Source organism: Mycolicibacterium parafortuitum, assembly GCF_010725485.1.
Lineage (GTDB): Bacteria > Actinomycetota > Actinomycetes > Mycobacteriales > Mycobacteriaceae > Mycobacterium.
Genome location: NZ_AP022598.1, coordinates 38179 through 51939 on the forward strand (window position 1 = coordinate 38179; position 13761 = coordinate 51939).

The 13761-nt window shown below is 69.9% G+C and carries 12 protein-coding genes; 4 read left to right on the forward strand and 8 right to left on the reverse strand.

Going from position 1 to position 13761, the window contains the following annotated elements:
• The first annotated feature begins 76 nt into the window (after positions 1 to 76).
• Positions 77 to 2668, forward strand: coding sequence for an FHA domain-containing protein (locus tag NTM_RS00150; protein ID WP_163765013.1), 2592 nt, complete (start codon positions 77 to 79; stop codon positions 2666 to 2668).
• Between the two features lie 73 nt (positions 2669 to 2741).
• A complete protein-coding gene (locus NTM_RS00155; protein ID WP_163765015.1) occupies positions 2742 to 3311 on the forward strand; it encodes a TetR-like C-terminal domain-containing protein in 570 nt (189 codons plus the stop codon).
• Positions 3312 to 3318: 7 nt separating this feature from the next.
• Here the strand turns inward: NTM_RS00155 and NTM_RS00160 are convergent, their stop codons facing one another.
• The 6 genes from NTM_RS00160 to NTM_RS00185 all read right to left on the reverse strand — a co-directional run bounded on the left by NTM_RS00160 (position 3319) and on the right by NTM_RS00185 (position 8909).
• A complete protein-coding gene (locus NTM_RS00160) occupies positions 3319 to 4548 on the reverse strand; it encodes a globin domain-containing protein (RefSeq protein ID WP_163765017.1) in 1230 nt (409 codons plus the stop codon).
• A gap of 124 nt (positions 4549 to 4672) precedes the next feature.
• The gene (locus NTM_RS00165; RefSeq protein WP_104863026.1) at positions 4673 to 5233 is read right to left on the reverse strand and encodes a pentapeptide repeat-containing protein; all 561 of its coding nucleotides are present in this window, start codon (positions 5231 to 5233) and stop codon (positions 4673 to 4675) included.
• 2 nt (positions 5234 to 5235) lie between these two features.
• On the reverse strand, positions 5236 to 5808 hold the full coding sequence (locus NTM_RS00170; protein WP_163765019.1) for a GTP-binding protein: 573 nt from the start codon (positions 5806 to 5808) through the stop codon (positions 5236 to 5238).
• A complete protein-coding gene (locus NTM_RS00175; protein WP_104863024.1) occupies positions 5789 to 6133 on the reverse strand; it encodes a DUF742 domain-containing protein in 345 nt (114 codons plus the stop codon). Before NTM_RS00175 ends, NTM_RS00170 begins: the two co-directional genes overlap by 20 nt.
• Entirely contained in the window at positions 6130 to 6537 is a 408-nt protein-coding gene (locus NTM_RS00180) for a roadblock/LC7 domain-containing protein (RefSeq protein ID WP_104863023.1), read from the reverse strand. The genes NTM_RS00175 and NTM_RS00180 overlap by 4 nt, the downstream gene beginning before the upstream one ends.
• Positions 6534 to 8909, reverse strand: a complete 2376-nt coding sequence (locus tag NTM_RS00185) for a sensor histidine kinase (RefSeq protein WP_232079574.1) — start codon at positions 8907 to 8909, stop codon at positions 6534 to 6536. The genes NTM_RS00180 and NTM_RS00185 overlap by 4 nt, the downstream gene beginning before the upstream one ends.
• A gap of 227 nt (positions 8910 to 9136) precedes the next feature.
• On the opposite strand from NTM_RS00185, the gene NTM_RS28485 reads away from it, so the two are divergent.
• Positions 9137 to 9289: a hypothetical protein gene (locus NTM_RS28485; protein ID WP_170311961.1), complete on the forward strand. Its 153-nt coding sequence runs from the start codon at positions 9137 to 9139 to the stop codon at positions 9287 to 9289.
• A 34-nt stretch (positions 9290 to 9323) separates the two neighbouring features.
• Positions 9324 to 9788, forward strand: a complete 465-nt coding sequence (locus NTM_RS00190) for a tRNA (cytidine(34)-2'-O)-methyltransferase (protein WP_163765023.1) — start codon at positions 9324 to 9326, stop codon at positions 9786 to 9788.
• A 3-nt stretch (positions 9789 to 9791) separates the two neighbouring features.
• On the opposite strand, the gene NTM_RS00195 is transcribed toward NTM_RS00190, so the two are convergent.
• Complete coding sequence (locus tag NTM_RS00195; protein WP_163765025.1) at positions 9792 to 10433, reverse strand: nitroreductase family protein; 642 nt, start codon at positions 10431 to 10433, stop codon at positions 9792 to 9794.
• A 14-nt stretch (positions 10434 to 10447) separates the two neighbouring features.
• Positions 10448 to 13741, reverse strand: coding sequence for an error-prone DNA polymerase (locus tag NTM_RS00200; protein ID WP_163765027.1), 3294 nt, complete (start codon positions 13739 to 13741; stop codon positions 10448 to 10450).
• Positions 13742 to 13761: the final 20 nt, after the last annotated feature.

Consider the following 13761-nt stretch of genomic DNA (forward strand, 5'->3'; position numbering starts at 1 on the left):
CAGGCGGCGACGTCACGGAAACCCGGCTACCGTTAGAGTTGGGCGCGATGTTTAATGTCGCCGCCGGAGCGGCTCAGTGACCCGCCCAGGATCTCCTGCCCTGACCGTTCGCTACGACGGATCCACCCACACGTTCGCGGCAGGCAACGACGTCGTCGTCGGCCGGGACCTGCGGGCCGACGTCCGGATCGCCCACCCGTTGATCTCGCGCGCGCACCTCGTGCTGCGCTTCGATCAGGGCCGGTGGATCGCGATCGACAACGGCAGCCTCAACGGCATGTACGTCAACGGCAGGCGGGTGCCTGCCGTCGACATCAACGACGGCGGGCAACTGCACATCGGTAACCCCGACGGCCCGCTGCTGACCTTCGAGGTGGGCCGCCACCAGGGAACGGCGGGCACCCCGCCGACGACCGCGATGCCCGCGGCCCCTCGCCCGACCGGGCGCCCCCCGGTGCAGCGTCCGCAGACCGGACCGTCCAGCGGCCCGTACCAGCGGCCGCACACGTCGGCGACGCACCCGGCACCCCCGGTGCCCCCGCCGCCGGCCGCGCCGCCGCACACCGCCCCGTCGCGGCCCGCCCCGGCCCCGCCGTCGATCTCATCGCCGGCGATGGATCCGGTCACCGTGATGGGGCCCGCGGCCGCGCCCCGCTCCGGCGGCGGCGACAACATCGCGACGAGCATGTTGCGCATCCTGCGGCCCGGCAAGCCCGCCGACGCGCCCGCCGGATCCATCAAGATCGGTCGCTCCAGCGACAACGACATCGTCATCCCCGACGTGCTGGCCTCACGCCACCACGCGACGCTGGTCCCGACACCGTCGGGTACCGAGATCCGCGACAACCGCAGCATCAACGGCACCTTCGTCAACGGGTCGCGGGTCGAAACCGCGGTCCTCACCGACGGTGACACGGTCACGATCGGCAACGTCGACCTGCTGTTCCGCGACGGAACGCTGGTGCGCCGCACCGAGACCGCGGCGGCGACCGCCACCGGCGGCCTCGACGTGCACGGCGTCACCTGGACGATCGAGAACAACAAGACGCTGCTCGACAACATCTCGATGTCGGCCCGGCCCGGCACGCTGACCGCGGTGATCGGCCCGTCGGGCGCGGGCAAGTCGACGTTCGCCCGGCTGGTCGCCGGCTACACCCACCCCACCACCGGTCAGGTGTCTTTCGAGGGCCACGACGTGCACGCCGAGTACGCGTCGCTGCGCTCCCGGATCGGGATGGTGCCGCAGGACGACGTGGTGCACGGCCAGCTGACAGTGCGCCAGGCGCTGATGTACGCCGCCGAGCTGCGGCTGCCGCCGGACACCACCAAGGCCGACCGCGAGAAGGTCGTCCACGAGGTGCTCGAAGAGCTCGAGATGACCAAGCACCTCGACACCCGCGTCGACAAGCTCTCCGGCGGTCAGCGCAAACGCGCCTCGGTCGCCCTCGAGCTTCTGACCGGCCCGTCGCTGCTGATCCTCGACGAGCCCACCTCGGGTCTGGACCCGGCGCTGGACCGGCAGGTCATGACGATGCTGCGCCAGCTCGCCGACGCGGGCCGCGTCGTGCTGGTGGTGACCCACTCACTGACCTACCTCGACGTCTGCGACCAGGTGCTGCTGCTGGCCCCCGGCGGCAAGACCGCGTTCTACGGCCCGCCCAGCCAGATCGGGCCCGCGATGGGCACCACGAACTGGGCCGACATCTTCAGCTCCGTCGCCGGCGACCCCGAGGCAGCGGCTGCGCGGTACCTGGCCCAGCACGGGCCGCCGCCACCGCAGCCCGCGGCACTGACCCCGTCCGAGCTCGGCAACCCGACCCGCACCAGCCTGCGCCGCCAGTTGTCGACGATCGCGCGCCGCCAGATCCGGTTGGTCGTCTCCGACCGCGGCTACTTCGCGTTCCTGATGCTGCTGCCGTTCATCATGGGCGTGCTGTCGCTGTCGGTGCCCGGCGACGTCGGATTCGGCGTGCCGAAAACCGCGATGGAAGGCGGCGCGGCACCGAACGAACCGGGCCAGATCCTTGTCATGCTGAACGTCGGCGCCATCTTCATGGGCACCGCGCTGACCATCCGCGCCCTGATCGGCGAACGCGCGATCTTCCGCCGGGAACAGGCCGTCGGGCTGTCGACGTCGGCCTACCTGCTGGCCAAGGTGGTGGTCTTCACCGCGTTCGCGATCGTGCAGTCCGCGATCGTCACGACGATCGCGATCATCGGCAAGGGCTGGGGGCCGGGCGCGGTCGACAGCGGCGCGGTACTCGGTAACCGCAGCCTCGAGTTGTTCGTCGACATCGCGGTGACATGTGTGGCCGCAGCGATGGTCGGGTTGGCGCTGTCCGCGCTGGCCAAGTCCGCCGAGCAGATCATGCCGCTGCTCGTGGTCGCGATCATGAGCCAGCTGGTGTTCTCCGGCGGCATGATTCCGGTGACCGACCGCATTGTGCTGGACCAGATGTCATGGTTCACGCCGGCCCGCTGGGGCTTCGCCGCGTCGGCGTCGACCGTCGACCTGATCCGGCTGGTGCCCGGACCGCTGACCCCGCAGGACCGCCACTGGGAGCACACCTCCGGGGCGTGGCTGTTCGACATGGGGATGCTGGCGTTGATCAGCGTCGGCTACCTCGGCTTCGTGCGCTGGCGGATCCGGCTTAAATCAGCTGGCTGAAATAGCTGATTTCGTCGGCAAATTCCGCCGACTTCCGTACGCTCGGCCCTCGGGGATGTAGGGGGAGATCGAGTTGTCGGACACCGACGGGTCGCAGCGCGCAGCCGCCATCGAAGCGGCGCTGGAGGAAGTGCAGCACTGGGGCGTGGACCGCTTCCGCCTCGAAGGGGTGGCGCTACGCGCCAAGCTCAGTCCCGACTACCTCCGTCAGACATGGGGCAACGAAGAGGAACTGATCGCCGAAGCGCTGATGAGCTACAGCCGCACGATGATCGAATTGCCCGACACCGGTTCCCTGCACGGGGACCTGACCGCTCTGGCGCTGGCGCTGGCCGACTACCTGAACGAGCCGATGGGGCGGCGCATCTCGCGCATGCTGGTGATCGACAGCAGGTCCCAGGCCGTCGATCCGAGCACCCGGAGCCGGTTCTGGTCGGTGCGGCGGGAGATGGTCGAAACCATCTTCCGCCGCGCCGCCGAACGGGGTGAGCTGCGCGACGATGTGAAACCCGTCTTCGCGCTGCAACTGCTCACCTCCCCGCTGCACACCTACGCGCTGTACTCCAACGACACGATCGGTCCCGACTACTGCCGCATCATCGCGAATCTGGTGACGCGGGCGGTCGGTACGGGCGTGCCCTGACCGCCGGTCAGCCCAGCAGCCAGTCGTTGGGCGAGAACAGCTCGCAATGCACCCGCTCGGCGGGCACGCCCCGCTCGGTCAGCTGAGCCCGCACCGCCTGCGCGAAACCATTGCCGCCGCACAGGTACACGTGCGCGTCGGCGGGCAGCGTGATGCCTGCGAGGTTCATCAGGCCTGGGTGCGCACCGGACTGCCCGGCGGTCACCCCGTCCTCGTACCAGACGTCCAGACGCGCGTTGGGCAGCGCCTCGGTCAGCTCGACCTGACGCTCCCGCAGCGGATGCGCCTGATCACTGCGGTCGGCGTGCAGCACCTGCACCGTGGTCTCGGGCGCCGTCGCGGCCAGGTGCTCCAGGATGCCGATCATCGGGGTCACCCCGATGCCCGCCGAGATCAGCACCACCGGGGCGCTGCCGTCGGGAGCGGGCAGATCACCGAACGGCACCGTGACGTCGAGAATGTCGCCGACGCACAGGTTGGCCGCGATCCACGACGACACCTCACCGGCGGGTTGCCCGGCGTCCGCGGGGACGGGCTTGACCGCGAACGTGAGTTCATCGGCGCCGGGAACATTGACGAGGCTGTACTGGCGAAGCTGACGGGCGCCGTCGGGCAGCGTCACGCCCACCGAGACGTACTGGGCGGGAAGCACGTTGACGAACGGCTTGCCGTCGGGACGCACGGTGATCAACACCGCGCCGGACGGGTCGTCGACCCGGGACACCACGGTGGCCCGGCGGAACACGTCGCCGTCGGCGACGCCTGCCGCGCGGTACAGGTCGCGCTCCAGCGCGATCAATGTATCGGCCATGATCCAGAACACCCGGTCCCACGCGGCCGCCACGTCGGCGGTGACGGTGTCGGCACCGAGCACCTCCACGATCGCGGCGAACAGATGCTCGTGCACGATCGGGTACTGGTCGGCGGTGACACCGAGCGACGCGTGCTTGTGCCCGATGCGCGACAGCAGTTCGGCCGGGTGCGGCAACTGCGGGTCGACGAGATGGGTGGCGAACGTCGCGATCGACGCCGCGAGCGCGCGCTGCTGAGCACCCTGGGCCTGGTTGCCGCGGTTGAACAGGTTGCGCAGCAGTTCGGGGTGCGCGCCGAACATGCGGCGGTAGAACTCGGTGGTGATCTCGTCGATGTGGGCGCCGACCAACGGCAGTGTCGCGGAGATCGTCTGCGCGTGGGCCGGTTCCAGTTCGGCGGGGGCTGCGGCGACGGTGGCGGTCATCGAGGGTCCTTTCACTTGACGGCTGCCACCGACGCTAGTTTTTTCCGCATTCGGGAAGCGACTTTTCCGGCTATGGGGTCAAACACCCTTCCACGTGCGGTTTTTTGACCAGCGCCGATGGGCTTCAGCCGCCGATATCGAGGCCGTGGGCGGCGGCGAACCTGATGGCCTGCTCGATGTCGACCTTGGCTCCGCGCAGCTTCGCGGTCGTCCAGAACGTCGGGTCGACACGGGCGCCGCGCAGGTCGGCGCCGTCGAACCGGGCGTTCTGCACCCGGGCACCGGACAGGTCGGCCCGCGCCAGCACCGCCTCGCGCAGATCCGCCCCAACCAGGCTGGTCTCCCGCAACCGGCAGTCCGACAGGTCGGTCTTACGCAGGTCCATACCGCCGAGCACCGCGAGGGTGAAGTCCACCTCGACCAGCGTCAGAGGCCTCATCCGGCACTCGACGAACGTCGAGCCGAGAAAACTGCAGTGACGGAACGTGCTGTGCCACAACGATGTCCGCCGGAACGTACAGTTACGGAATGCCGAGCCGGTGTGCTCGGAGTCGGACAGGTCGGCACCGGTGAAATCGCACTCGGTGTAGACCACCCGCTCGGTGCGCAGCCCGCTCAGATCCTCGTCGCGGAAATCGTGACCGTGGAACTCCCGGTCGGCCTGATGGGCGGGTTCGTCGGCCACCGCTATCCCGTCGGCGCCAGGCGGCTCAGCGCGTATTCGGTCACGGCGATCAGCGCCGTTTTCGCCGACTCGCGGTCGCGGGCGTCGACGGCGATCAGCGGGACGTGCTGCGGCAATGCCAGCGCGCTGCGCACCGAATCCAGCGGATACCGTGGCGCACCGTCGAACTCGTTGACCGCGACCACGAACGGCAGCCCGCGCGCCTCGAAGAAGTCGACGGTGGCGAAGCTGTCCTCCAGCCGGCGCACGTCGACCAGGATGACCGCGCCGATCGCGCCGCGGATCAGGTCGTCCCACATGAACCAGAACCGGCGCTGCCCGGGTGTGCCGAACAGGTACAGCACCAGATCGTCGGCCAGGCTGATACGCCCGAAGTCCATTGCGACGGTCGTGGTCGTCTTGTCCGGCGTCGCGTCGAGGCCGTCGACCCAGGCCGAGGCCCCGGTGACCAACGCCTCGGTGCGCAGCGGAACGATCTCCGACACCGCCCCGACGAAGGTCGTCTTGCCGGCGCCGAACCCGCCGGAGATCACGATCTTCGTCGACGCCCGCCCGTCAGAGTGCCCTGAGGCCACGCAGTGTCCTTCCGATCAGGTCTCGTCGTTCGTCGGCCGTCGCGGCCTCGCCCAAGGTGGCGTGCACCCGCAGGTAACCCTGCACCACCAGGTCCCCGACGAGTACCCGCGCCACGCCGAGCGGAACGGAGAGATGGGCGGCAATCTCGGCAACCGAGGGGCGCCGGTCACACAGCGCCACGATCCGGGCGCGCAGGTCGTGGCCCGGCCAGTTCGCCGCGGGCGCGGTCGCCGCGACGCCGACGGGCGCCTCCCACGGCAGCACCACCTGGGTGTCGGTGCGCCCGGCGGTCAGCGTGTACGGGCGTACCAGTGGCGGTGTCACGGCTGCCCGGCGGTGCGCCGCGGCGACTGCACGACCGCGCCGACGCGTTCCACCAGGACGGCCATCTCGTAACCGATCTGCCCGATGTCGCAGTTGCGGGCCGCCAGGGTCGCGAGGTTGGACCCGTCGCCGACGCGCATCAGCAGCAGATAGCCGCCCTCCATCTCCACCACACACTGCAGCACGTGGCCGCCGTCGAGCAGTTGCGCGGCCCCGATCGACAGGCTCGCCAGGCCCGAGGCGACCGCGGCGAGCTGGTCGGCCCGCTCTCCCGGGAGGTGCTCGCTGGCGGCCATCAGCAGCCCGTCGGCCGACACCAGGATTGCGTGCGACACCCCTGGGACCTCCCGGGCGAACTTCGCGACCAGCCAGTCCAGCGACGATCGCGGATTCGGTGCCGTCATGGCGCGTCCGGGGCCGCGTCCTGGGCCCGGCGTCGGCCGGCGTACACACCGCCGAAGTGTCCGCCGAGGCTGGCGCGGACGGCGTCTGGGTCACGCGCCGGGAGCGGGTGGCCGTCGGACGGCTCCACCGTCCGGTCGGCGTGGCCGGGAATCAGGCGCGCCCCGGGCTGGCGGACCGGCAGACCTTCGCTGGTGTGTGTGCGCACCGGGGCCGACTGCGCGGCCTCGGCCGCCGACCAGCCGTGGTCCCATACCGATTTCCAGTTCAGGTCGGTGCTGTGCGCGATCTCGTGCGGATCGACCAGCCACTCGGAGAGCATCTTCTGGTAGATCGCATCGTCGTCGTGGTCGACGGTGGCGCGCCCGTGTCGAACCGGGGGTGGTTCCGGTTCCGGCGCGGGCCGGGGTTCCGGAATCGGCGCGGTCCGGGGTTCCGGAATCGGCGCGGGCCGGGGTTCCGGAGCCGTTCGGGGTGTCGGAATCGGCGCCGGCGCGGGAACCGGTGCCGGCGGCACCGGCTCGGGCCGGCGGTGACGCAGCAGCCGCGCCGGGATGTACACCCCGGCGGTGGTGCCGGAGTCGGGCGTGCCGGCCACCGTGCTGCGCAACCGCACCACCAGGCCGTGCTGAGCGGCCAGCCGGCTCACCACGAACAGGCCCATGTGGCGCGCGGTGTACGGGGTGACCTCACCGCCGGATTCCATCCGGGTGTTGGCGACCCGCAGATCCGATTCGGTCATGCCCAGGCCGGTGTCGGCGACTTCGACGACGAGCCCGTGGTTGCCGGTGGGCACCGCGGACACCCGGACCTCGGTGCTCGGCGGCGAATACCGCAACGCGTTGTCGAGCAGTTCAGCCAGCAGGTGCACCAGGTCGGCGGCCACACCGCCGGCGACCTCGGTGTCGGGCATGTCGCCGGCGGCGACGCGGGCGTAGTCCTCGACCTCGGACGCGGCGGCCTTGACGATGTCGGCGATGGTCATCGGTTCGGCGCGATCCCGCGACGTCCGCGCTCCCGCCAGCACCATCAGATTGGCGCCATTGCGGCGCATCCGGGCCGCGAGATGGTCGAGGTGGAACAAGCTCTCCAGCCGCTCGGGGTCCTCCTCGTCGCGCTCCAGCCCGTCGATGAGGGCGAGCTGCTGGTCGACCAGTGACCGGTTGCGCCGCGACAGCGTCTCGAACATATCGCTGACCTGCAGCTGCAGCCGAGCCTGCGCACCGGCCAGCACGAGGGCCTGCTGGTGCAGTTCGTCGACGGCGTGAGCGACCTGGCCGACCTCCTCGGTGGTCTGCACCGGCACCGGGGCCACCGCGAACTCCTTGCCGTCGGCGCGCACCTGCTCGACCTCCTGGGCGAGGTCCTCGTGGGCGACCTTGAGTGCGGTGTCGCGCAGGGTGCGCAGCGGCCGCACCAGCGACCGGGCCACCCAGAAGGCGAGCAGACCGGCCAGCAGGATCGCCGCGGCGACGAGCGCGGAATCGCGGATCGCCGCGGTGCGGGCCTGTGCGGCATGCTCGGCCACCGTGGCCGGCACGGCCTTGGCGATCCGGGTGCTCACCGCCAGCGCGATGTCGGCGGTGACCTGTTGGGAGGCAAGCAGTTCGGGGTTGCCGACCAGCGGGGTCGACGGTTCGCTCAGCAGCGACATGCGCCGCACCATGTGGGAGCGCAGCGCCGAGGCCTGGTCGCTCATACCGCCGAGGAAGGTGCCGAGCGCGGTGACGGTGGCGGGTTCGGTGCCTGCCAGCGTGACCATCGCCGAGCGCAGCAACGGTTCCGGGAGGTCGGCTCCGCGGTTGACCAGGATCCGCTGCATCGCCATCTGGCCGCAGGCGCCGACGGCCCGGGCCAGCACGTCGGCCTCCTCGCGCACCTGGGCGTCGTCGGGGCCGACCAGACCGGTGATGGCAGTCTGCGCGGTGATCAACAGCGGCCCGAACGTCATCACACGGGTGCGCAGATCCATCGCACCCGCGTCGATCTTGTCGAGCAGGTCCTGCCCGTAGTCGAGGAGGGTGTTGGTCGCCAACCGGACGTTGTCGTCGACCTCGGTGGTGTTCAGCAGCCGGGTCAACTCGCTCTTGCGCGAATCGAATTCGGTCATCACGTACCCGGTGTCACCACCCTCGGTCGTGACGACGAGCGCCTCCTGCAGTGCGGTCATGTAGTCGACCACCGCGGGCACCAGCGTCGCGCGGTCGGCGGCGCGGTCGAGTTCGCGGGCGTCGCCGACGGCCGAAGACACCCGCAGGCCACCGAACACACACGCCAGCACCAGCGGGACCACGGCGATGGCCAGCACCTTGACCCGGACCGGCCAGTTGGCGGGCGCCCATCGGGACGGCCGAGCGGTCGGACGCGCGCGCATCACTGATCGAGGATCGTTCATAGGGCTTCCTGCGGAAGGGCAGCGACCCGACGAGTATGCCAGCCGCCGTGCACCGTTTCCACCGCTTCGTAACGTGGATCGATCGTTATCCCATCGACGCGTTCGCGTGCCTGGATCGTCGAACTCCTAAGGAACAATTAAGACCAGACGCCCGCGATTTCGCGGCGTCTCGATGGGTAACCAGCCCGCACAACGGAGGTGCGAAGATGGTTCGAAACGGTGTGGAGGTGGGCCTGCTGGCCGATGCCTCCGAGATCGGCGACTCCCCCTTGATGAGGGCCATGAGCGGCGAGATCGTGGATCTCGACACGCTCGACGGCCTGATCTCCATCGCCGCGTACGAAACCTGCCTGGACTGACGCTGCCTGCGCGCACGCCGATAAGGTGACGTGCGTGTTCAGGGTGCTGTTCTATTCGCCTCGAATCGCACCCAACACGGGCAACGCGATCCGCATGGTGGCCGGTTCGGGGTGCGAGTTGCATCTGGTCGAACCGCTCGGATTCGACCTGTCCGAACCCAAGCTGCGCCGCGCCGGGCTCGACTACCACGATCTCGCGTCGGTCACAGTCCACGCCGACCTCGACGCGGCGTGGACGACGGTGATGCCGGCCCGGGTGTTCGCCTTCACCGCGCACGCGCGCACGTCGTTCGCCGAGATCGCCTATCAGCCCGGCGACGTGCTGATGTTCGGTCCCGAACCGACCGGCTTGGACCAAGACACCCTGGCCGATCCACACATCACCGACCAGGTGCGCATCCCGATGCTGGCCGGGCGGCGCTCGCTGAACCTGTCGAACGCCGCGGCCGTCGCCGTGTACGAGGCGTGGCGCCAGCACGGCTTCGCCGGCGCCGTCTGACTCCTACCAGGTGTCCCAGTGGGTGAGCTGCTCGGCGGGCAGCCGCCGCGCCTTCTTGAAATCGGTGCCCTTGGTGTAGGCGATCGGGAACAGCCCGGCCTGGCTGTAGTCGTCGAACGGGATACCGAGAAGTTCGGCGGCTTGGCGTTCACCGTCGCCGAGCAGATGCAGCGTCGTCCACGCCGAACCGAGGCCGCGGTTGCGCAGCGCGAGCATGAAGCTCCACACCGCGGGCAGCAGGGAACCCCAGTAGCCGGCGCTGGCGCCCGACACGGTGTCCTGCGGCTTGCCCTGCAGGCACGGGATCAGCATGACCGGCACCTTGTCGAGGTGGTCGTTGAGGTAGCGCGCGGAGTCCTCGACCCGGGGCCGTTGCTCGTCGCGCAGGTCGCCCAGGCTCGGCTTGGGCTGGTTCAGGTACGGCGTCGCGTTGGTCCGGTAGATCTCGGCGAGCGCCTTCTTCTTCTCCGGGTCGCTGACGAAAACCCACTGCCAGCCCTGGTTGTTCGATCCGGTGGGCGCCTGCAGGGCGATGTCGAGGCATTCCATCAGGACCTCGCGCGGCACGGGCCGGTCGAAATCCAGCCGCTTGCGCACCGAGCGGGTGGTGGTGAGGACTTCGTCGGCGGTGAGGTTGAGCGTCATCTTCCCGAGAGTACTCAGCGGAAGTCGCGGGACTTCGACCCGATCTTCATGTTGATCGGACCCATCCGGTCGGCCACCACGGTGACGGCCCCGGTGGCGTTCTGCACGATGCCGCGGACCACCAGTGCCGACGCGGTCTGGGCGAGCTTCCGGTGTCGCGCCCAGATCCCTTGGGAGCAAAGCACATTGACCATCCCGGTCTCGTCCTCAAGGTTGAGGAACGTCACCCCCTGCGCGGTGGCGGGCCGCTGTCGGTGCGTCACCGCTCCGGCCACCAGCACCCGGGTACCGTCGCGCACCGACAGCAGCCGGTCGGCGGGCACCACGCCGATCGCGTCGAGGTCCTCGCGCAGGAACTCCGTCGGATAGCGATCCGGTGACACCCCGGTCGCCCACACGTCGGCCGCGGTCAGCTCCAACTCGGTCATGCCCGGCAGCGCCGGCACATGTGACGCCGAACCCACCCCCGGCAGCCGGTCGGGACGTTCGGCGGCGGCCGCCCCGGCCGCCCACAGCCCTTCCCGGCGGGTGATCCCGAAACATCCCAGCGCGCCCGCGGTGGCCAGCGCCTCGGTCTGCGGCACCGACAGCTGCACCCGCCGGGTCAAATCGGTCAGGGACACGAACGGCCCGTGGGCTTTTCGTTCGGCGACCAGCTTCTCAGCCAGTTCGTCGCCGATGTGCCGCACACTGCCGAGCCCGAGCCGCACCTCCAGGCCACGGTTCTCCAGCGTGGCGTGGGCCAGGGCAGCGTTCACATCGGGTCCGTGCACGGTGACGCCGTGCCTGCGCGCGTCGGCGACCAGTGTCTGCGGGGAGTAGAAGCCCATCGGCTGGGCCCGCAGCAGCGCCGCGCAGAACGCGGCGGGATGGTGCAGCTTGAACCAGGACGAGTAGAACACCAGCGACGCGAAGCTCAGGGAATGGCTCTCCGGGAAACCGAAGTTGGCGAACGCCTCCAGCTTCTCGTAGATCCTCCTCGCCACCTCCCCGGTGATGCCGTGCAGTTCGGCCATGCCGTCGAAGAACCGTCCGCGCAGCCGGCGCATCTTCTCCGTCGAGCGCTTCGACCCCATCGCCCGGCGCAGCTGGTCGGCCTCGGCGGGCGAGAACCCGGCGCAGTCGACCGCCAACTGCATCAGTTGTTCCTGGAACAGCGGCACCCCCAGGGTTTTTCGCAGTGCCCGCTCCATCGACGGGTGGTCGTAGGTAACCGGCTCCTGGCCGTTGCGCCGCTTGATGTACGGGTGCACCGAGCCGCCCTGGATCGGGCCGGGGCGGATCAGTGCGACCTCGACCACCAGGTCGTAGAACATCCGCGGCTTGAGCCGGGGCAGGGTGGCCATCTGCGCGCGGGACTCCACCTGGAACACCCCGACCGAGTCGGCGCGCTGCAGCATCTCGTAGACGGCCGGCTCGGACAGGTCGAGCTTGGCCAGATCCACCTCGATGCCCTTGTGCTCGGCCACCAGGTCGATCGCGTAGTGCAGCGCCGAGAGCATACCGAGGCCCAGCAGGTCGAATTTCACCAAACCGATTGCCGCGCAGTCGTCTTTGTCCCACTGCAGCACGCTGCGGTTCTCCATTCGCGCCCACTCGACCGGGCACACGTCGGCGATCGGCCGGTCGCAGATCACCATGCCGCCGGAGTGGATGCCCATGTGCCGGGGCAGGTTGGAGATCTGTTTGGCCAGCTCGATGACCGGCTCGGGGATGTCCTCGACATGGGTGGCGTCGGCAAGATTGCCCCACTGGCTGATCTGCTTGCTCCACGCGTCCTGCTGGCCCTGCGAGAACCCCAGCGCCCGGGCCATATCGCGCACCGCGCTGCGACCCCGGTAGGTGATCACATTGGCCACCTGCGCGGCGTACTCCCGGCCGTAGCGTTCGTAGACGTACTGGATCGCCTTCTCCCGCAGGTCGGATTCGATGTCGATGTCGATGTCGGGCGGCCCGTCGCGGGCCGGGGACAGGAAACGTTCGAACAACAGCTCGTTGGCGATCGGGTCGACGTTGGTGACCTTCAGCGCGTAGCAGACCGCCGAGTTGGCCGCCGAGCCCCGGCCCTGCGACAGGATGCCGCTCTCCCGGCAGAACCGGGTGATGTCGTGCACCACCAGGAAGTAGCCGGGGAAGTTCAGCTCCTCGATGATGCGCAGCTCGCGCTCGATCTGGTCGTAGGCGCGGGGTGCGTGCTCGGGTGGGCCGTAGCGTTCCCGGGCGCCGAGCATCACCAGATACCGCAGCCAGCTGTCCTCGGTGTGACCGGCGGGCACCTCGAACGGCGGCAGTTGCGGGGCGATCAACGCCAGCCCGAACGCGCACTGCTCCCCCAACTCGGCTGCGGCCGTCACCACCTCCGGGCAGTGCGCGAACACCCGCGCCATCTCCTCCCCCGAGCGCAGGTGCGAACCACCCAGCGGCGCAAGATAACCTGCCGCCTCGTCGATGGAGTGCCGGGCCCGAATCGCGCCCATCGCCATCGCCAGCCTGCCCCGCGACGGTTCGGCGAAATGCGCCGCGGTGGTGGCGATGACACCGAGCCCGAAGCGGGGCGCCAGCGCGGCCAGCGCCGCGTTGCGTTCGTCGTCGAGCGGATGGCCGTGGTGGGTGAGCTCGACGGTGACCCGGTCGCGGCCGAACCGGTCCACCAGATCCGCCAGCGCCGCCTCGGCGGCCTCGGGACCACCCGTCGACAGCGCCCGCCGGACGTGGCCTTTGCGGCACCCGGTCAGGATCTGCCAGTGCCCGTCGGCGGCCTCGGTCAGCGCGTCGTAGTCGTAGCGCAGCACCCCCTTCTCGCCGCCGGCCAGATGCGCCGCCGCCAGCTGCCGGGACAACCGGCGGTAGCCCTCCGGCCCGCGCGCGAGCACCAGCAGGTGCGGGCCGGGCGGGTCGGCGACGTCGGTGCGACTGCCCCCACCCAAGGACAACTCGGCGCCGAACACCGTGGCCATGTCGAGTTCCCTGGCCGCCTCGGCGAACCGCACCACACCGTAGAGGCCGTCGTGGTCGGTCAGCGCGATGGCGCGCAGATCCAGCCGGGCCGCCTCCTCCACGAGTTCCTCCGGTGTGCTGGCGCCGTCGAGGAAGCTGTAGGCCGAATGGGCGTGCAGTTCGGCATACGGCACCGCGGCCCCCGGCCGGGTCAGCTCGGGAGCGCGGTACTGTCCCCGCTTGCTCGACCAGGCCGGACTGTCCCCGCCGTCACCGATCTGCGCGTCGATCGGCCAGCCCGCACGGCGTGGCTTTCCCTCCAGGACGCGCCGCATCTCGCCCCAACTCGGCGGACCGGTGTGCCAACCCATTCCGGCAGCCTATCGAACAT

Bases quoted from the DNA above. Each gene is read 5' to 3' on its own strand.
- NTM_RS00195 (WP_163765025.1), bottom strand. From the start codon at position 10,433: ATGACGCTCAACCTCACCGCCGACGAAGTCCTCACCACCACCCGCTCG.
- NTM_RS00200 (WP_163765027.1), bottom strand. From the start codon at position 13,741: ATGGGTTGGCACACCGGTCCGCCGAGTTGGGGCGAGATGCGGCGCGTC.
- NTM_RS00160 (WP_163765017.1), bottom strand. From the start codon at position 4,548: ATGACCGCCACCGTCGCCGCAGCCCCCGCCGAACTGGAACCGGCCCAC.
- NTM_RS28485 (WP_170311961.1), top strand. From the start codon at position 9,137: ATGGTTCGAAACGGTGTGGAGGTGGGCCTGCTGGCCGATGCCTCCGAG.
- NTM_RS00180 (WP_104863023.1), bottom strand. From the start codon at position 6,537: ATGACGGCACCGAATCCGCGATCGTCGCTGGACTGGCTGGTCGCGAAG.
- NTM_RS00185 (WP_232079574.1), bottom strand. From the start codon at position 8,909: ATGCGCGCGCGTCCGACCGCTCGGCCGTCCCGATGGGCGCCCGCCAAC.